Genomic DNA, 19,014 nt, shown 5'->3' on the forward strand with positions numbered 1-19,014 from the left:
TATAGTAGAAAAGATCCTGAGCATATTGCTCAGGATCTTTTTTGCCTGCCATCATATCTGTTTTTTCTCCATTGTGGACATCCTTCTTTCGTACATCGTTTTTTCCAGCCGACAGTGATGCACAGTGAAGCCAGGAGCAGAAGGCAGATCATGCCAAATAGAACGGCACGGTAGCTGTCCGTCAGATCGTAGATAAACCCATAACCGGGAACTAACACAATGGAGGCAATGGGTGCGCCCATTGATATCTTGGCAAATATCTTTTCATAGTCTGACTGACCGTAAAATTTCAGTGTAAGGATCGGGGCTAAAACCATGATACCAGAGCTTACCAGCCCGTGAAGGAAAGTGGAAACAGCAAATACGACAAAGCTCCTCTGGCTTAAGAGAAATCCGGACACTGCAGTGATGCCGATGCCGATCATTCCGTAGCAGGTTTTGAGACTGCCGATCTTATCGCTGATGATCCCGATGGCAACGGAGCCGATGGCACTGCCGATGGAGGCATATGCCAGAGCCGATCCGGTTTTCCTAACACTGTAACCCAACAGGGAACCATAGGTAGGAATATGCTGGGTAAAGACACCGATCCCGGTGATAGCGATCATAAAAAGCAGCAGCAAATAAAAAGAGGCAGAATGCAGCGCAGTTTTTTCTGGAATCTCCAGCTGGTCCTTTTGGGTGAAGTTGGAGTTTTTTCCTGCTGTTTCAGTATCCGCGCCAAACGGAAGAAGATGTTTTTCTTCCGGCCGGTTTTTAAGAAGAATAAAAGCGGTGAAAAGTACCACGGCAAAGGTAATTCCACCTATGAAAAAATAACCTGTTCTCCAGCCAAACTGTGTGATGATATTTGAAGTCACCGGCTGAAGTACTGCACCGAACAGGCCTACAAAGGCCATCTGGATGCCGAGCATAGTGCCTGCATTTTTTGAAAACCATCGGTTGATCAGGATAGGTCCCAGCAGATTTACTAAAATGGTGGCGCCCATGGCATGGGGAATGGCCAGCAGGTACCATCCGTAAACTTTGTTCAAGAACCCAAAACCGGCGAATGAGAGAGCCTGCAGGACAGCTCCTGCCACAGCCATGATTCGGATATCATATTTGTTGATCAGACGGCCTGCGTAGGGGAGCCAAAACACCATGACAATGGAGGTGATACTTAAATAGATGGAAAGACTTCCAATTCCAACACCAATCTCCTGGGAAACCGGAGACAAGAAGAGGCCGGAAGTCATATTGATACCTCCGCCTGCAAATCCCCTTATAAGGATGACAGCCGCTAGGATAAACCATGCATAATGTAATTTTACTTTTTTCATGTTTCCTCCGTCTTTTTAATGATTAGTATCCTCGGTAGGAATGTGTTTTATTCATGACATTTTCTACATGATTTCCGTTCGGCTCTTAGAATGCCTCACTCCAATCATGTAGAAAATGGACGTAATGTCTGCTGGAGAAGGGCTTCTGTCAAAAAGGAGCCACTTTTCGAAAGTTATTCACCACTATTGAAGGAGCGCATTTCAAAAGCGCGACGGAAATAGTGGTGAATAACTCATGACATGTTCCATATGATTCCCGTTCGGCTCTTAGAATGCTTTACTCCAATCATATAGAACATGGATGTAATATCTGCTGAATAAAGATGGCGACTAAATAGAAGGTGTTTTCTACGATAGTTGTTTATTGAGAATAATTCCTTTTTAGAAATCTTGAGAATGCACGCTTCGTCTGATACACTATAGATAGTTAGCGATTGCTAACCTACAGTGAATAAATCATGGAGAACTCTTTTGCCCTGTGTTTCGCAGGGCAGAGGGGACACGACAGAAAGGATACAGTATGGATTATTTAGAGATTGAAAAGGTCATAGGAAGGGAAATTATTGATTCCAGGGGAAATCCTACAGTGGAAGCAGAAGTTCTTTTAGCCGGCGGGACAATCGGACGGGGCACAGCACCCAGCGGAGCTTCAACTGGAGAATTTGAGGCGTTGGAATTAAGAGACGGAGATAAGGAGCGTTTTGGAGGAAAAGGTGTGTCCAAGGCAGTTCATAATATTAATACGATCATTAACGATACTTTAAAAGGGATGGATGCATCCGATACTTACGCGGTGGACAGAGCGATGATCAGCGTAGACGGAACAAAGGATAAATCAAAGCTTGGGGCCAATGCGATCCTTGCGGTTTCGATTGCATGCGCAAAGGCGGCATCGGCAGGCCTGGATCTGCCATTATACCGTTTTCTGGGCGGTGTTAATGCCAACCGTCTTCCGGTGCCGATGATGAACATTTTAAACGGAGGTGCCCATGCGGCCAACACCGTCGATGTACAGGAGTTTATGATCATGCCTGTGGGAGCAGAAAATTTCAGGGAAGCACTCCGGTGGTGTACGGAAGTATTCCACGCCTTGGCAGCTTTGCTGAAATCCAAAGGGCTGGCAACCTCCGTGGGTGATGAAGGCGGGTTTGCGCCTGACCTTGCAAGTGATGAGGAAGCCATCGAATATATTTTGGAAGCTGTTCAGGCAGCGGGATATGAGCCGGGCAGTGATTTTGTTCTGGCTATGGATGCTGCTTCCAGCGAGTGGAAAGGCGCGAACAAAGGTGAATATATTCTTCCTAAGAGTGGCAAGAAATTTACCTCAGAAGAACTGGTGGACCACTGGAAATCACTTTGTGAGAAATATCCGATCAGCTCCATTGAGGATGGATTGGATGAGGAAGACTGGGACGGCTGGAAATACATGACCCAGGAGCTTGGAGAGAAAATCCAGCTGGTGGGAGATGACTTATTTGTAACGAATACGGAACGCCTTGGAAAAGGTATCAAGATGGGATGCGGAAATTCTATCTTGATCAAGCTGAACCAGATCGGTTCTGTGTCGGAGACATTGGAAGCTATTAAGATGGCCCATAAAGCGGGTTACACAGCGGTCACATCCCACCGTTCAGGGGAGACAGAAGACACGACCATCGCAGATCTCGCTGTTGCACTTAATACCGGACAGATCAAAACCGGTGCACCGAGCAGAAGTGAGAGGGTGGCAAAATATAATCAGCTTCTGAGGATTGAAGAGGAACTGGGGGAAAGTGCCGTATACCCGGGAGTCGGAACATTTTAGACTTCAAATGGTAAAATTCTGAGTTTATCAAATCATAAAAAACAGAGAGAGATACATATTTTGCTGTATCTCTCTCTGTTTTTTTCATAAAATTTATCGTTTCGGAGATTCTATGGAGTGAGAACAGTATTTTGAGTATAAACGATAATAATTCTTATTGTTATTATTGATATTGACCTGAAAACTGGAATCGTATATACTGCAGATAGTTAGTCAATACTAACCAATAAGGGAATTGAAAATAAAGGAGGACAACAGCATGTCATTAATAGGGAAAGAAGTTACAGATTTTAAAGTACAGTCTTACCAGGGAAATGAATTCAAAGAGGTCACAAAAGAAGATATCATGGGACAATGGTCCGTATTCTTTTTTTATCCGGCAGATTTTACCTTTGTCTGCCCTACGGAATTAGAAGATTTAGCAAATAAATATGAAGATTTTAAAAAAGCAGGCTGTGAGATTTATTCAGTGTCATGTGACACACATTTTGTGCACAAAGCATGGCATGATGCATCAAAGACAATAAAGAAGATCCAGTATCCGATGCTGGCAGATCCAACTGGTGTATTAGCCAGGGACTTTGATGTTATGATTGAGGAAAATGGACTTGCGGAGAGAGGAAGCTTCATCGTCAACCCGGAAGGAAAAATTGTTGCCTATGAAGTAATCGCCGGCAATGTAGGAAGAAATGCGGAAGAATTATTCAGAAGAGTACAGGCATCCCAGTTTGTAGCAGAACACGGTGACGAAGTTTGCCCTGCAAAATGGCAGCCTGGGGCGGAGACATTAAAGCCAAGCCTTGATCTTGTTGGATTGATCTAATTAAATATAAATGGAAGGTGATACGTTGAAAGAACTTGATATGAACAAACTCTATGACGGCATCATTATAGGCGGAGGCCCAGCGGGGCTGTCCGCCGCCATTTATCTCGCCAGGGCTAAATACCGTGTGCTGGTCATAGAAAAAGAAAAGATGGGCGGACAGATCACGATTACTTCGGAGGTGGTTAACTATCCGGGGGTGCCTGAGACCGACGGCACCAGACTTACAGAGAACATGAGAAAACAAGCGGAATTTTTCGGAGCGGAATTTATGATGGCAGAAGTCAGCGAAATCCATCCGGACGGGGACATCAAAGAAGTGGTCACAGAAAAAGGCACCTTCGAGACCCTGGGGATCGTGCTGGCCACTGGTGCAAGTCCTAGAAAGATCGGTTTTGAGGGAGAGACAAAATTTCAGGGACGGGGAGTGGCTTACTGTGCCACCTGCGACGGTGAATTTTTTACGGGCCTTGACGTGTTTGTTCTGGGTGGAGGCTTCGCAGCTGCGGAGGAATCCATGTTCCTTACGAAGTATGCCAGAAAAGTTACAGTCATCGTCAGGGAGGAGGATTTTACCTGTGCTGCCTCCATTGCGGACCAGGTACGAAACCATCCCGGGATTGAAGTGCATTACCAGACAGAAATTGTGGAGGCCGGAGGGGAGAGCACACTCCAATATGCAGTCTTTAAAAACAATGAAACCGGCGAGACCTGGAAGTATGAACCTCCGGAAGGAAAAAGTTTTGGTATTTTCGTGTTTGCGGGATACGCACCGGCCACAGCACTTTTTAAAGATTTCCTTGAGCTGAGCGAAGACGGATACCTGGTGACGGACATCAACCAGAAGACAAGCGCAGACGGTTTTTACGGTGCTGGTGACATCTGTGTAAAAAATCTGAGACAGGTTGTCACAGCAGTATCTGACGGGGCAGTGGCCGCAACCTCACTGGAAAAATATCTTTCCGGCATGTATGAAGCGCTGAGGCTTCCGGAGCGAGAGATCCCGGCACCAAAAAGGGAGAAACCTGTGGATGTGCCTGCAGATGAGACCAAGGATCAGAGCGGTTTCCTGACAGAAGAGATGAAGCGGCAGCTGAAACCGGTCTTTGAAAAGATGGAAAAGAATGTGATCCTGAAGTTCTATACGGATGACAGTGCGATCTCCAGGGAAGTGCAAGGTTTTGCCTCAGAGATGGAGGGACTGTCCCCTCATATCCGCTGTGAGTTGGAACAGGACGATCCGGAAGGTATGGAATACCCGGCGATCCAGATCTGTGACGGTGACGGGAATTATCTTGGCACCTCATTCCACGGAGTTCCCGGAGGGCATGAATTTAATTCCTTTATCATAGCGATCTATAATGCCGCCGGTCCTGGACAGGCAATTGACCGGGACCTGCTTGGCAGGATCAAAAAGATCGACAGGAACATTAAGATCCAGACAGTAGTATCCTTATCCTGTACCATGTGTCCGGAACTGGTCATGGCTGTGCAGAGAATTGCTCTGGAGAATCCCCGGATAGAGGCTGATATCTATGATATGGCCCATTATCCTGAGCTGAAAGACAAATACCAGATCATGAGTGTGCCGTGTATGATCGTAGATGAAAAGGACGTGTATTTCGGAAAGAAAAGTGTGGAAGAGATTCTCGGTCTTTTAGAGAAATAAAATGAGAAAGAGATTTTTATCTAAAAATGATAAGAGTCTCTTTTTTTCATTAGGATTCCCATGAAGCCTGTTTCGTGGTAGAAGGTAGGAAAAACACTTCAACATATATCGGAAGAAAGTTAAATATGATTGATATCTATCCGAATATGACTTATAATTAACGGAAAGAATAATCTTTATTTATGATTGGAGTTGAAGATTGATGAAAACTTGCAAAGAAATGGCAGAAGTGTGGAACGTTACAGAACGTACAGTAACAACATTCTGTAAATCGGGAAAGATACCTGGCGCCATAAAGGATGGAAGAATATGGAAGATTCCTGATGATGCCAAAAAGCCTGTTGATGGTCGAGTTTCATCTGGGAAATACATTAAGCAAGCTGTAGCCAAAGAAAAAAAACCACTTCCTATTGGCATTTCAGATTATGTACGTGCGCAGTCTGAATACTACTATGTTGATAAGACTTTGCTGATTAAAGAATTCTTGGATCAGAAACCGTTGGTGTCACTATTTACCAGACCAAGACGATTTGGAAAGACCTTGAATATGGATATGCTTAGAGCTTTCTTTGAAATTTCGGACGACGATACGAGTAAATATTTTAAGGATAAAGCTATCTGGAATTGCGGCGAAGCATACAGGTCACATCAAGGAAAATATCCAGTCGTGTTTTTGACATTTAAAGATGTGAAGTTTGATTCTTGGGATATGACATTTGCAAAAATCAGTGAATTACTGCAAGAAGAGTTTGGCAGACATATGGAATTATGCGAAAGTGATAAACTGGAAACCTATGAATTGGATTACTTTAAAAAAATTCTAGGGGGTCAGGCAAATGAAGTAGAACTCTCTTCATCACTGCAAAAACTTTCGAAGATGCTCACTGAGCATTATGGCAAGGCTCCAATTATAATTATTGATGAATATGATACTCCTATCCAGGAGGGATATTCGAAGAATTTTTATGATGAGATTATTGGCTTTATGAGAAATTTCTTCTCAGGAGCATTTAAGGATAACAAGAATCTTTCTTATGGGTTTCTTACCGGAATCCTTCGAATTGCCCAGGAAAGTATTTTCAGTGGATTAAATAATTTAACGGTGAATTCTGTAATGGATGAAGAATATGATAATTTCTTTGGGTTTACTGATTCAGAAGTACATGAGATGCTGGATTACTACAGAGTTTTAGACAAAGAAATGGAATTGAAAGATTGGTATGATGGTTATCTCTTTGGAAATGAGGAAATATATAATCCATGGTCAGTTATCAATTATATTTCAAAAGGGTGTATTCCCCAGGCATATTGGGTGAATACCGGAAAAAATGAAATCCTTGAGGATGTTTTGAAGGTAGCTACAGATGATATTACTGAAAGGCTATATGCTCTTTTGCAGGGAGAGAGAGTCATTGCAAGAATTGATCAGAATGTGGTTTATAGATCTCTTTCTGAGGATCCTGCAAATATTTATAGTCTGTTATTAGTAGCGGGTTATTTGAAGATACCAAAGAAAGAACTGCAGGCCGATGGTTCCTACCTATGTGAGGTGTCTATTCCAAACCGAGAGATTGCGGCAGTCTATAAAAGTGAAATACTGTCTCATCTGTTGCAGATTGGAGCAATCACAAGGACTACTGCAAACAAGATAGCAGAAAGTCTTTATGTAAATGATCTTAAGAAATTGCAAACAGCAATCGCCGAGTATATGGATAAAACTATCAGCTTTTACGATGCCGGAGCAGAAGGATTTTATCATGGATTAGTTCTTGGGTTAATTGCTTTGATGGATAATCAATATAAGATAAAATCTAACAGAGAGTCTGGAGATGGAAGATATGATATCAGCCTGATACCACGGGAGAAAAAGTATCCAGGAATTATCATGGAACTAAAGTGGAAGAAGGGGTTGGCAGCAGATGAACTTGAAACATTGGCGGAAGAAGCTTTAATTCAGATTGATAATAAGAGATATGATTTCGAAATGAGGGAAGATGGTATTGAAAATATTCTTAAACTGGGGATTGCTTTTTCTGGAAAAGAGATAAAGATTAAGACCGAGTAATTTGAAGGAGAACCAGCTTGATGAAGTTTGAAAGCGCTTGTAAAGATACAGGCGCTTTTATAATGGAGAAAAAGAGACTCTTATCTTTTTCTCCATTATTGATAAATATTGTCATCGTATCTCATTGACAGAAGGGATCAAGCGGGTTTAAAATATAACACGGAAGGATTTTACGGGTGGTATGACAGAATTCATAAGGATTATATGAAAAAACCTGTAAAAGAGCAGAATAGAAGAAATGGGCCGATTTACCAAACGGTATGTTCCGGAGATGGTTTCCCACGACATACCCTTGGAAAAAGCAGTGGAATATATGAAAGTGCTCGAAGATTTTCAGTATGCGGGATGGAGTGCGGTTCTGGGGCTTTAAAAGCCCCAAAAAATATAACCATGAGTTAGACTGGACTAACTAAATAGGAGGATGATAAGTATGAAAGAATTCAAGAACATTATGACTTCACTGCCGGAGGAAAAGGAACCGGGGCTGATGACCTTTGCCGGGAACCATCGCTTTCTCACCTATATGGGATGTATCCTGTCCGGGATCAGTGCGGTGTTTTCTCTGGTACCGTTCCTTTATATATGGATGGTCATACGTGATATGGTAAATGCACTGCCGAAAATGGCGGACAGCACCGTGCTTGTGCACTACGGCTGGATGGCTGTGGCATTTTCACTGCTCAGTATGCTGATTTACTTTGGGGCGTTGATGTGTACACATCTCTCGGCTTTCAGGACCGCCAGAAATTTGAAGACAGCGGCCCTGCATCACTTGGGCAGGCTTCCCATAGGATACTTTAAGACCAAAGGAAGCGGAAAGATCAGAAGGGTGATCGATGACGGAGCAGGACAGACAGAGACATTTCTGGCCCACCAGCTTCCGGATCTTTCAGGAGCTCTAGTGACTCCCGTGGCTGTCCTCGTTCTGCTGTTTACTTTCGACTGGCGGTTTGGGTTGATCAGCCTGATCCCCATGGTCATCGGAGTTCTGTTTTTGGGAAAGATGATGGGGCCTGGAATGAAAGACTGTATGACACAGTATCAGGCGGCTCTGGGTGATATGAATAACGAGGCTGTGGAGTATGTGCGGGGGATCCCGGTGGTCAAGACATTCCAGCAGAGTGTGTTTTCCTTTAAGAGCTTTCATGATTCGATCATGAGGTATAAAAAATGGGCAGTGAACTACACACTTTCCATGAGGATTCCTATGTGCAGCTATACAGTGAGCATCAATGCGGTCTTTCTGTTTCTGATCCCGGCAGGGTTTCTGCTGCTCGGCAATCTGGCAGCGGGAAGGACATACACAGACTGCCTGCTGGATTTAACGTTTTACCTGTTTTTTACGCCTATCGGTGTCAGTATGATGAACAAGATCATGTGGACCAGTGAAAATACCATGATGGCAAAGGATGCCCTTGGGAGAATTCTTGAAATATTAAGAGAAGAACCCCTGGAGGAACCGGAAAAGCCCGAGTCTCCTGCCAGCTACCGCATCATATTCGAACATGTGACATTTTCTTATAAGGATGGAAATAAGGAAGCCTTAAAAGACCTATCGTTTGTCATTCCGGAAGGGGGCGTGACAGCCCTGGTGGGAAAATCAGGCGGGGGAAAGACCACCGCTGCGAGCCTGATTCCAAGATTTTATGATGTGGATGAGGGAAGCATCCAGATCGGAGGTGTAGACGTCAGAAACATGAAGACAGAAGAGCTGATGCGCCAGGTGGCATTTGTTTTCCAGGACAGCCATCTGTTTAAAGACAGTTTGTTAAATAATATCAAGGCGGCAAGGCCGGACGCGTCCGCACAGGAGGTAGAGGAAGCTATAAAGCTTGCCCAGTGTCAGGATATCATTGACAAAATGCCGCAAGGACTTGAGACAGTAGTCGGGACAAAGGGAGTCTATCTGTCCGGCGGTGAGGCACAGAGGATTGCGCTGGCAAGAGCCGCGTTAAAAGACGCTCCCGTGATTCTGCTGGATGAGGCTACTGCATTTGCGGACCCGGATAATGAATACCGGATCCAGAAAGCGTTTCAGGAGATCACAAAGGGCAAGACCGTGCTGATGATCGCCCACAGGCTTTCCACGATCAGGAAAGCAGACCAGATCATTGTATTGGAAGAAGGGCAGGCACTGGAACAGGGAACCCATCAAAGCCTTATGGAACAGGACGGCATTTACGCAGGAATGTGGAAGGAATATCAGACAGCTGCGGAATGGAAAGTAGAAAAGGAGGCAGTGAAATGAGAGAATGGCTGCAAAAGAAATTTGCTCTTACAGAGCAGGGTGGAAAAGACCTGGCAAAAGCGGTCGGAGTCTGCACTTTGACTAATATCGGCCTTATGTTTCCTGTTGGAATTGTATATCTATTTTTAAGCCAGCTGTTTGCACCGTATTTTGGTGTTCAAATAAAATCCTACGGACTTGGAATTTATATAGTCATGGGGCTGCTGATGTTGGTATTGATTTATTTTCTGGAGTACCTGCAGTACAACGCGACTTTTTTAGCTTCCTACACAGAAAGCGCCAATATGAGAATCTCACTGGCAGAGCAGCTGAGGAAGCTTCCGCTTTCATTTTTCGGGAAGCGTGATCTCTCGGATCTGACAACAACAATCATGGCGGATAGTGCTTTCATGGAACAGGCATTTTCTCATTTTATACCGGAACTGTTTGGAGCCGTGATCTCTACAATTTTAGTAGCCGGGGGTATGCTGTCGGTCAACTGGAAGATGGCGGCTGCACTCTTCTGGCCTGTTCCTGTTGCGTTTCTGCTGACTTTGGGCACCAGGCCTTTCATCAACCGCAGGGAACGCAGGCAGAAAAAGAAAAGACTGGCAGTTTCCGATGGGATCCAGGAGTGCATTGAAAACATCCAGGACTTGAGGGCTAACAATCAGAGCAGAGAGTATCTGAATGGATTGGATGAGAAGATCATAGAGGTGGAGAAATCCACCATCGCTATGGAATGGATCAACGGGGTGTTTGTGACAGCATCACAGATGGTGCTGAAAATAGGGATCGCCACCACTGTTCTGTGCGGTATCGGCCTGGTGATACAGGGAGAGATTGATTTCTTCCTGCTGCTGATGTTTCTGATCGCCGCCACAAGAGTGTATGATCCGTTAAACAGTGCGCTTACCAATCTCTCAGCCGTATACAGTACGCTCCTTGTGGTGGAACGGATGAAGAAGGTACGGGAAGAGCCTGTACAGGAGGGAGAAACCTACATGGAACCGGAAGGCTATGACATCTGCTTTGAAAATGTGGGGTTCTCCTACAGCGGTGAAGAGGCAGTGCTTAATGATGTGAGTTTCACTGCAAAGCAGGGAGAAGTGACGGCTCTTGTAGGCCCTTCCGGAGGTGGAAAAAGCACTGCGGCTAAGCTGGCGGCAAGATTTTATGATATAACCAGGGGAAAGATCACTCTGGGCGGAGTGGATATCAGCAAGATCGATCCGGAAGAACTATTAAAGAATTATTCAATTGTATTCCAGGATGTTGTGCTGTTTAACAATACAGTGATGGAGAACATCAGGATTGGAAGAAAAAAAGCCACTGATGAAGAAGTGATGGCAGCGGCCAGGGCTGCCCAGTGCGAAGATTTTATTAAAAAGCTGCCGGACGGATACCAAACAGTCATCGGAGAAAACGGGGCATCCCTCTCAGGCGGAGAAAGGCAGCGTATTTCTATCGCCAGGGCACTGCTGAAAGACGCTCCTGTAGTTTTACTGGATGAAGCTACTGCATCTCTGGATGTGGAGAATGAATCTAAAGTCCAAAAAGCGATCTCTACTCTGGTAAAAGGGAAGACTGTGCTTTTAATAGCGCACAGGATGAGAACGGTTGCGGGAGCTGATAAGATCATTGTTTTAAAGGAAGGAGATGTGGCGGAACAGGGAACGCCGAAAGAACTGATAAAAAGAGAGGGGGGAATTTACAGGCGCATGACAAGACTTCAGTCAGAAAGCCAGAAATTTGTACTGAATGTATAAAGTGATACCAGGGCCGGCGCAAGCTGGCCTTTTTGCCCTCCATATGTTAAGATAAACAAAAAGTGTGACGGGGGGATGTAAGAATGAAAGAACAAATAAGGAGCCGTTATCTTGTCCTTCTTTTTTGTTTGTCTCTCGTCATAGTTATAGGAGCTTTCTTTTACAGTAAAAAGGCTTTTGTGACTGATAATATCAGAATCAATCAGGAGGGAGAGATCGAAACCCTGTCAAAAGGCTGGTATTATATAGAAGCTGGGAAGAAAATACAGATACCAGGACTTCCCGCATACATAGAAGACGACGGCAGGAAAAGCCTGACCATATACCGGGATATGACAGGAACAGTTCCGGAGGATGCTGTGCTCTGTATGGAAAATCACCACCAGATGGTTGAAATATTTGTTGGAAAACAAAAGGTATACTCTTACGGGAAAAAAAATAAAGGGCCGATAGGGTGGATGCTGGGAAATGTATGGAATGTGACAGATCTGCCGGAGGTTCTGCATGGAAAAACATTGGCTGTTAAGATTACCGCTCCGTATACCCCGGGAAAATGGAAGCTTCCCCAAGTCATTCTGGGAAATCATAACACAGTGACGCAGATGATCAGGGATGACTGTCTGGATATCGTTTTGTTTTCGGTGCTATCTACGGTGCTTGGTCTGTTTTTCCTTCTTGTGTTTTTTTTATTGCGTTGGAAGAAGCTGGACTTTAACAAACTGGATTTTTTGTTTCTCGGTATCTTTATTCTGATTTCTACCCTATGGATCCTGACAGATTCAAAGATCCCTCAGTTTTTGACAGAACAGTTTGCCCCGGTGTATATTCTATCGTTTTTATTGTTTACTTTGCTGCCGGTGCCATTTCTGTTTTTTCTCCGTCAGATCTGCCGCCATGGAAGGGAACTGCTGGACTTCTTGAGCCTTTTGTTTATTCTCCAGGCGATTTTTTGTGCGGTGTTCTATATGGCTGGCATCGTTGACCTGGTCAAAATCCTGCCAGTCACTCATATCCTGATGGCGGCGGCTACGGTGTTGAGTATTTTTTTGTGTCTGAGGGAGCAGATTCGCTACCGCAACAGAGACACCTTTTTTGTTCTGGCGGGTATTACCGCGTTGGCTGTGGGAGGCATGGTCTCTTTGCTGGCATTCCGTCCTCAGGACAGCGGGGATAATTCACTGTTCTTCCGCTGCGGGCTGATCGTGTTTTATGTTTTTCTCTGCTATGGCAGCCTGAAAAGGGGCGTGGGACTGCTCAAGACTAGTACGGAGGCGGAGGCCTACAGAATATTGGCGTATAAGGACACTATGACAGGACTTGGCAACCGTGCGGCATTTGACCGGGATGCGGAAGCCCTGCAGCTAAAGGGCGGACTGGGAGTGTTTGCTGTGGCGGTGTTTGACATTAACAATCTGAAGCACACCAATGATACTTACGGACATACGGCAGGGGACCGCCTCATCAAAGATTCCGCCTGTTTTATAAAAAAAGCTTTCTCAGAATTGGGAGAATGTTACCGCATCGGAGGAGACGAGTTTGTTGTCATTATGGAAGGGATAACGGAAGAGCGGATCCTGAAGGCATTTGCCGATCTGGAAGAAAGTACCCAGAGATCAAGTGAAGGGAATGCAGAAGGGCTTCATGTGGCCGGAGGGTATGCGTTGGGAAGCAGTGACAAGTCAGCTTTCGTATATAAGCTGTTCCGGGAAGCAGATGCCAAAATGTACGGAACAAAAGAGAGGACAAAGCGTTAAGTCAGATAAAAAGGAGGCGCCGGCAAGGCACCTCCTTTATTTTACGTGTTTTTTTATAGCTTCAAAGCTTTCTTTGCTGATAACATGTTCGATCCTGCAGGCATCTGCTGACGCAATATCTTTATCCACGCCAAGTGTTATGAGCCAGGATGAGAGAAGTTTGTGGCGCTCATAGATCATCTCCGCGATCTCTTTGCCGGACTCCGTAAGATAGATATATCCTTCTGGGGAAACCGTGATATGTTCATTCTGGCGCAGCTTTTTCATCGCTACGCTGACACTGGACTTCTTGAATCCAAGCTCTGTCGCGATATCCACGGAACGGACTACAGGACGTGATTGACTCAGGACTAATATAGTTTCTAAATAATTTTCAGCAGATTCATTTGCATGCATGAATTTACCTCATTTCTAATTTTTATATTTTATTTAAGCATGAAAAAGTATAACATATTTTCAAAACAACATCAAATTGAGAGTTAATGATAAAAAGTATCAATTGGAAATATTGACTACTAACTGATGTTAGAATATACTAATTAGTGAATGGAACGGAAATGATAATCAATACCAATAAAGAAAGAAGGAGAAATGATGCCTTTAACTATGATGAGTGAAGGGGAAGCAAATGTCATCTGTAAAGTCGGCGGCAAGGAAGAAACCAGAAGATTTCTGGAGAATCTCGGATTTGTAGTGGGCGGGATCGTCACTGTCGTATCTATCATTGGCGGAAACGTTATTGTGAATGTGAAAGATTCCAGAGTGGCGATCGGAAAAGACATGGCGAATAAGATTATGGTGAACTAAAAAGGAGAGACGATGAAGACGTTAAAAGAAGTTGCATGCGGAAATACTGTGAAAGTGAAAAAGCTGAATGGAGAAGGTCCAGTTAAGCGCCGTATCATGGACATGGGAATTACAAAAGGCGTAGATGTTTTTGTGAGGAAGGTTGCACCGCTGGGTGATCCTATAGAGATCACAGTGCGCGGATATGAATTATCTGTGAGAAAAGCGGATGCGGGAATGATCGTAGTTGAGTAAAAGTTACTCTATTTTACTTATTGGTTAGTTAAAACTAATATATATAAGTTTAAGCAAACAAGCATATATGAAAAGAAATGAGGTAAATGCAAAATGTCAATTAGAATTGCGTTAGCTGGTAATCCGAACAGCGGAAAAACAACGCTGTTTAACGCTTTGACGGGATCAAACCAGTTTGTGGGTAACTGGCCTGGTGTTACAGTAGAAAAGAAGGAAGGTAAGCTGAAAGGATACAAGGATGTCACGATCATGGACCTTCCGGGTATCTATTCCCTTTCTCCGTACACTTTAGAAGAAGTGGTTGCCAGAAATTATTTGATCGAGGAACGTCCGAATGCCATTTTAAACATCGTGGACGGAACCAACATCGAGCGGAATCTTTACTTATCAACTCAGCTCATGGAACTTGGAATCCCAGTGATCATGGCGGTCAATATGATAGACGTCCTCCAGAAAAGTGGGGACCAGATCCATATCAAGCAGCTCAGTGAAAAGCTTGGATGTGAAGTTGTAGAGATCTCTGCGCTAAAGGGTACCGGAATCAAAAAGGCGGCAGAAAAAGCGGTAGCACTTGCCAATAACAAAAAGGCGGCTCCTCCGGTACATACATTTGACTCCAGAGTGGAAGAAGTGCTGGATGCGGTGGAACTGAAGCTGGGCAGCGAGATTCCGGCAGAGCAGAAACGTTTCTTTGCCATTAAGATGCTGGAAAAGGACGACAAGATCCAGGAACAGATGAAGGTGGTTCCGGATGTGAGTGCCGAGATCAGGAAAATTGAAGATATCATGGATGACGATACAGAAAGTATCATCACCAATGAGCGTTATACATACATTTCTTCTATTATCGAGAAATGCTTCACAAGAAACAGAAAAGACAGTATGACCACATCTGACAAGATTGACCGTTTTGTTACAAACCGGTTTCTTGCACTGCCGATCTTTGCGGTTGTCATGTTTGTTGTATACTACGTTTCTGTTACGACCATCGGAACATGGGCTACAGACTGGGCAAATGACGGAGTGTTTGGTGACGGATGGAAACTTTTCGGACTCAGCGTGCCAGGAATCCCTTCCGTGATCGAAGCCGGACTGAATGCTGTCGGATGCGCCGGATGGCTTCAGGGATTGGTTCTTGACGGTATTGTTGCCGGTGTAGGTGCAGTCTTGGGATTTGTTCCTCAGATGTTAGTACTGTTTCTTTTCCTTGCGTTCCTTGAGTCCTGCGGATACATGGCCAGGGTAGCGTTTATCATGGACCGTATTTTCCGTAAGTTCGGTCTTTCCGGAAAATCCTTTATCCCGATGCTGATCGGAAGCGGATGCGGTGTGCCGGGTATCATGGCGTCCCGTACCATTGAAAATGACCGTGACCGTAAGATGACGATCATGACAACAACATTTGTTCCGTGTGGTGCGAAACTTCCAATCATTGCATTGATCGCAGGTGCACTGTTTAACGGTGCATGGTGGGTGGCCCCGAGTGCTTACTTCGTAGGTATCGCAGCGATTATCTGTTCTGGAATCATCTTAAAGAAAACAAAAATGTTTGCAGGAGAACCTGCTCCGTTCGTAATGGAACTTCCGGCATACCACATGCCGACTGTGTCTAATGTATTGAGAAGCATGTGGGAGCGTGGATGGTCCTTCATTAAAAAAGCGGGAACGATTATCCTTCTCTCCACCATCTTTGTATGGTTTACAACCTACTTTGGATGGATTGACGGACAGTTCAGAATGCTCACAGATATGGAACTTGACCACAGTATTCTCGCTGCTATCGGAAACGGAGTTTCCTGGATCTTTGCGCCGCTTGGCTGGGGTAACTGGAAGTCAGCGGTAGCTGCGATCACAGGATTGGTGGCAAAAGAAAATGTAGTAGGTACCTTTGGTATCCTGTTTGGCTTTGCGGAAGTGGCAGAAGACGGTGCCGAAATCTGGGGAACTCTCGCAGGAAGTATGACCACTGCGGCAGCATATTCTTTCCTTGTATTCAACCTGCTGTGCGCACCTTGTTTTGCGGCTATGGGAGCGATCAAGAGAGAGATGAACAATGCAAAATGGTTCTGGTTTGCCATTGGATATCAGACAGCTCTCGCATATGTAGTTTCACTTTGTGTATACCAGATCGGAACACTGATCACCACAGGAGCCTTTGGAATCGGTACAGTGGTAGCCTTTGTACTGGTCATCGGATTTATCTATCTCTTAGTGAGGCCGTATAAAGAAAGCAAGACGTTAAACGTAGACATAAATGGAGTGACCGGGGCAAAATAAAACCGGTAGACATGGGCCTGCATCGAATGTGCAGGCCCAGACTTTAAAGGAGGTTCAACATGGGAACTTTAATCGTAGGTTTGGTTGTTCTTGGCATCGTAGGCCTGGTTGTCAGAAGCATGGTGCGGGATAAGAAAAAAGGAAAGTCAATTCAATGCGGAAACGACTGTAAAAACTGCGGAGGGCATTGCGGACACTAGGGAATCTGTAAGTCTAATTCAGGCCCTTTATTTTGATATGACAAAATTCCAGAATTTTTGTTCCAGAGGCGGGTAATAATCCTTTTTCTTTCTAACGATATAAAAGGTATTTTCCCAGGAAGGTTCCGTCAATGGAATTGCCTTGATTCCTTGTCTGTGTATGGACGGAAGCTCTGGCATAACGGCTATGCCGAAGCCGTAGGCAGCTAATTCTACCATGACCCGGTCTTCTGCGATCTCATAGGCAATGTGAGGCTGACAGCCAATGGATTCAAAAAGCTTTGACACATCCGTACGGATTCCGCATTCTTTTGCAAAGATGATCTGGGGATACGGCAGGGTTTCTTTGAGCGTGACCTTATCTTTATTTTCCAGAGGATGGCCGTCAGGGACTATGACGACCATCTGCTGGGTCTGGATAGGGTAAAACTCCAGGGAAGACTCTGGCTTTACTTTGGCACAGAATCCGATATCACAGTTTTCTTTTTTGAGATCTTCAATAATTTCCTGGGACAGTCCTGTGGTCAACTGGAAATCACCAGACATCCCGGACAGCTGCTGTTTAAATTCAGACATATATTTTGGGACAATGGAGACAGCCATAGAGTCTGCGCTGGAAAGTCTCAGCAGACCTCCGCCTTTCTGGATCATGTGGAAGTTGTGCAGGCTCTGCTGTGCAGTATCAAGAATTCTCTTTGCATCCTGTTCAAAGATTTTTCCATACCGGCTTACCGTTATGTTTCTTCCTCTCTTTTCAAAAAGAGGAACTCCCAGTTCGGATTCCAGAGAAGAGATGGCGTGGCTCAGTCCAGGCTGGGAGATGGACAGCTGCTCTGCGGCCCTGCCGTAATGTTGCTCCCTCACAAGGACTAAGAAGTACCTTAAATATTCAAGATTCATGGAAAACTCCTTTCCTGACTGTATCAAGCAGTATCAAGAATGATAAATGAAATCAATTCTGATTATGAATTAATTCATTCAGATCATGTTATAGATTTAATGAATTGATGCTTCTATAATACAGCATATAGGAAAGAAGGAGAAGTAAAATGAATCAAAAACTAAGAATTCCCGGTGAGCTGGGATTACTTTTTACAATTATATTTAATAGTCTGGCAGTTGCTCTGATGACAAAAAGTGATATGGGGATTGCATCTATATCCTCTGTGCCTTATGTGTTCAGCATTGCCTTTCCGGTACTTTCTTTTGGAACCTGGAATTATCTGTTTCAGACACTTCTGGTTCTCTCACTGATGATCCTGAGCAGAAAAATCCAATGGGAATATGGTTTTTCCTTTGCCGTGGGGATCGCCTTCGGCAGAATGATTGACTTACACAGCGGATGGCTCGTTATGCTTCCGGATTCCAGGTTTATGAGAAGTCTGTATTTTATCACCGGATTTTTTGTGATGTGCATTGGAATCTGTACTGCAAATAACAGTCTGATGCCGATCATCCCTACCGATACATTCCCGAGAGATCTGACCAAGCTGCTGAAAAAACCATACAATAGAATCAAAACAACATTTGATCTCACCTGCCTTACAACAACACTGATCATATCCTTGTTTATTCTGAACAGACTGGAAGGTATCGGGGCAGGCACAGTTTTATGCGCGCTGTTTGCGGGAAAAACCATTACAGTTATACAGAAATGGTTTGACCGGCACATCAAGTTTTACTGTTTCTCTTACAGAGCAAAAAAGAGAATGATGAGACCTATATTTAGTTTTTATAGAACACTGAGATAGGAAATGGATCGAGAGTTTTCCCAACCGGATCCTTCGTGCAAATGGCTGGAAGGCGCTTAAAATGGCGGGTTGAAGGCAATAATAGACGAAAAGCTCAAAAGTTTAAAAGTTTAAGGAGGTTGGGAAAAAACGATGGAAACGTTGATTTTATCAAGAAAACTGACTATAATAAAAAGAAGGAATGACGGAAAGACGTTGGATTAACAGTAACAAGAGTTGTATTGAAATAACGGATGATCGTCTGACATATAAAAATATACTGATGATTAACAGTAACAAGAGTTGTATTGAAATAGTGTAATGTAATCTTTC

At 44.3% G+C, this 19,014-nt stretch carries 16 protein-coding genes and 1 CRISPR repeat array (1 of these 17 cut by a window edge); of the genes, 13 read left to right on the forward strand and 3 right to left on the reverse strand.

From position 1 onward, the window contains the following. Positions 1-29: 29 nt before the first annotated feature. Positions 30-1,322, reverse strand: coding sequence for an MFS transporter (locus AR1Y2_RS04955; RefSeq protein WP_137327972.1), 1,293 nt, complete (start codon positions 1,320-1,322; stop codon positions 30-32). Between the two features lie 520 nt (positions 1,323-1,842). Between AR1Y2_RS04955 and eno the strand changes: the two genes are divergently transcribed. The 8 genes from eno to AR1Y2_RS04990 all read left to right on the forward strand — a co-directional run bounded on the left by eno (position 1,843) and on the right by AR1Y2_RS04990 (position 13,433). Continuing rightward, complete coding sequence (eno, locus tag AR1Y2_RS04960; RefSeq protein ID WP_137327973.1) at positions 1,843-3,126, forward strand: phosphopyruvate hydratase; 1,284 nt, start codon at positions 1,843-1,845, stop codon at positions 3,124-3,126. Positions 3,127-3,385: 259 nt separating this feature from the next. Beyond that, complete coding sequence (ahpC, locus tag AR1Y2_RS04965; protein ID WP_137327974.1) at positions 3,386-3,949, forward strand: alkyl hydroperoxide reductase subunit C; 564 nt, start codon at positions 3,386-3,388, stop codon at positions 3,947-3,949. Between the two features lie 10 nt (positions 3,950-3,959). Continuing rightward, complete coding sequence (locus AR1Y2_RS04970; protein WP_207670575.1) at positions 3,960-5,618, forward strand: FAD-dependent oxidoreductase; 1,659 nt, start codon at positions 3,960-3,962, stop codon at positions 5,616-5,618. A gap of 202 nt (positions 5,619-5,820) precedes the next feature. After that, positions 5,821-7,683 (forward strand): AAA family ATPase, encoded by a 1,863-nt coding sequence (locus tag AR1Y2_RS04975; RefSeq protein WP_137327975.1) that lies wholly within the window; start codon positions 5,821-5,823, stop codon positions 7,681-7,683. A 238-nt stretch (positions 7,684-7,921) separates the two neighbouring features. After that, positions 7,922-8,053 (forward strand): hypothetical protein, encoded by a 132-nt coding sequence (locus AR1Y2_RS18160; RefSeq protein WP_282432136.1) that lies wholly within the window; start codon positions 7,922-7,924, stop codon positions 8,051-8,053. An 81-nt stretch (positions 8,054-8,134) separates the two neighbouring features. Beyond that, positions 8,135-9,931 carry an ABC transporter ATP-binding protein gene (locus AR1Y2_RS04980; RefSeq protein ID WP_137330201.1) on the forward strand — a complete coding sequence of 599 codons (1,797 nt, stop codon included), beginning with the start codon at positions 8,135-8,137 and terminating at the stop codon, positions 9,929-9,931. After that, the gene (locus tag AR1Y2_RS04985) at positions 9,928-11,679 is read left to right on the forward strand and encodes an ABC transporter ATP-binding protein (RefSeq protein WP_137327976.1); all 1,752 of its coding nucleotides are present in this window, start codon (positions 9,928-9,930) and stop codon (positions 11,677-11,679) included. The genes AR1Y2_RS04980 and AR1Y2_RS04985 overlap by 4 nt, the downstream gene beginning before the upstream one ends. A gap of 83 nt (positions 11,680-11,762) precedes the next feature. Further along, a complete protein-coding gene (locus AR1Y2_RS04990; protein ID WP_137327977.1) occupies positions 11,763-13,433 on the forward strand; it encodes a sensor domain-containing diguanylate cyclase in 1,671 nt (556 codons plus the stop codon). A 36-nt stretch (positions 13,434-13,469) separates the two neighbouring features. Here the strand turns inward: AR1Y2_RS04990 and AR1Y2_RS04995 are convergent, their stop codons facing one another. After that, positions 13,470-13,829 carry a metal-dependent transcriptional regulator gene (locus AR1Y2_RS04995; protein WP_137327978.1) on the reverse strand — a complete coding sequence of 120 codons (360 nt, stop codon included), beginning with the start codon at positions 13,827-13,829 and terminating at the stop codon, positions 13,470-13,472. 195 nt (positions 13,830-14,024) lie between these two features. Between AR1Y2_RS04995 and AR1Y2_RS05000 the strand changes: the two genes are divergently transcribed. The 4 genes from AR1Y2_RS05000 to AR1Y2_RS05015 all read left to right on the forward strand — a co-directional run bounded on the left by AR1Y2_RS05000 (position 14,025) and on the right by AR1Y2_RS05015 (position 16,951). Beyond that, positions 14,025-14,240 carry a FeoA family protein gene (locus AR1Y2_RS05000; RefSeq protein ID WP_137327979.1) on the forward strand — a complete coding sequence of 72 codons (216 nt, stop codon included), beginning with the start codon at positions 14,025-14,027 and terminating at the stop codon, positions 14,238-14,240. A 12-nt stretch (positions 14,241-14,252) separates the two neighbouring features. After that, positions 14,253-14,474 carry a FeoA family protein gene (locus AR1Y2_RS05005; RefSeq protein ID WP_137327980.1) on the forward strand — a complete coding sequence of 74 codons (222 nt, stop codon included), beginning with the start codon at positions 14,253-14,255 and terminating at the stop codon, positions 14,472-14,474. Positions 14,475-14,567: 93 nt separating this feature from the next. Further along, positions 14,568-16,751, forward strand: a complete 2,184-nt coding sequence (feoB, locus tag AR1Y2_RS05010; protein WP_137327981.1) for a ferrous iron transport protein B — start codon at positions 14,568-14,570, stop codon at positions 16,749-16,751. 59 nt (positions 16,752-16,810) lie between these two features. Then, positions 16,811-16,951, forward strand: a complete 141-nt coding sequence (locus AR1Y2_RS05015; protein WP_137327982.1) for a FeoB-associated Cys-rich membrane protein — start codon at positions 16,811-16,813, stop codon at positions 16,949-16,951. Between the two features lie 27 nt (positions 16,952-16,978). Here the strand turns inward: AR1Y2_RS05015 and AR1Y2_RS05020 are convergent, their stop codons facing one another. Then, positions 16,979-17,851: a LysR family transcriptional regulator gene (locus AR1Y2_RS05020; RefSeq protein ID WP_137327983.1), complete on the reverse strand. Its 873-nt coding sequence runs from the start codon at positions 17,849-17,851 to the stop codon at positions 16,979-16,981. A 149-nt stretch (positions 17,852-18,000) separates the two neighbouring features. On the opposite strand from AR1Y2_RS05020, the gene AR1Y2_RS05025 reads away from it, so the two are divergent. Next, the gene (locus tag AR1Y2_RS05025) at positions 18,001-18,702 is read left to right on the forward strand and encodes a DUF6198 family protein (RefSeq protein WP_137327984.1); all 702 of its coding nucleotides are present in this window, start codon (positions 18,001-18,003) and stop codon (positions 18,700-18,702) included. A 198-nt stretch (positions 18,703-18,900) separates the two neighbouring features. Further along, positions 18,901-19,014: a CRISPR direct-repeat array (repeat unit 30 nt; unit sequence GATTAACAGTAACAAGAGTTGTATTGAAAT) (it continues 242 nt past the right edge of the window).

The sequence above is a fragment of the Anaerostipes rhamnosivorans genome, from assembly GCF_005280655.1.
Classification (GTDB): Bacteria; Bacillota; Clostridia; order Lachnospirales; family Lachnospiraceae; genus Anaerostipes; species Anaerostipes rhamnosivorans.